1 pseudogene is annotated in these 549 nt (G+C 64.8%); it reads right to left on the bottom strand.

The window, feature by feature from the left end:
* Positions 1-549: pseudogene (locus tag GMA8713_RS27965) on the bottom strand (hypothetical protein); the annotation flags it as partial.

Genomic DNA, 549 nt, shown 5'->3' with positions numbered 1-549 from the left:
TGGTGACCACAGGCGTGCCCGGCGCCGTGCTGCCGACATCCAGTACCGCGCTGTCTGAGCCATTGGCGGTGTTGCCCGCCGGGTCGGTGACGTTGGCATTCACCGTGAGGGTGGTGCCCGCTGCCGGCGCATCCAGGGTCAGGGCCAGGCCATTGTCCAGCATGGCCTGGGTGACCGGGCCGCTGAACAGGGTGTTGCCATCCTGGTCGGTCACCGTGAGGGTATCGCCCACAGCAGTACCCGCGCCCAGTGTCACGCTGATGTCTATCTGACCATTGAGCTCGCCATCATTGATGGTGCCATCGTTATTGGCATCTTCGGTAATCACTACCGTCGGTGAGGCCGGTGCGCCCGTGCCGACGCCGTAATCCATGACCGCCTGGTCGCTGCCTTCGGCGCTGTTGCCGGCCGGGTCGGTGACCGTGGCAGTAATCGCCAGGGTGTCGCCAGTGGCTGGCGCATCCACGGCCAGTGACAGGCCGTTATCCAGCATGTCCTGAGTCACGGTGCCGGAGAAGATGACGTTGCCATCCTGGTCGGTCACGGTGA

Source organism: Grimontia marina (assembly GCF_900060185.1).
In the GTDB taxonomy this organism is placed as follows: domain Bacteria; phylum Pseudomonadota; class Gammaproteobacteria; order Enterobacterales; family Vibrionaceae; genus Enterovibrio; species Enterovibrio marinus.
This window is presented reverse-complemented; position numbering and strand designations above follow the sequence as displayed.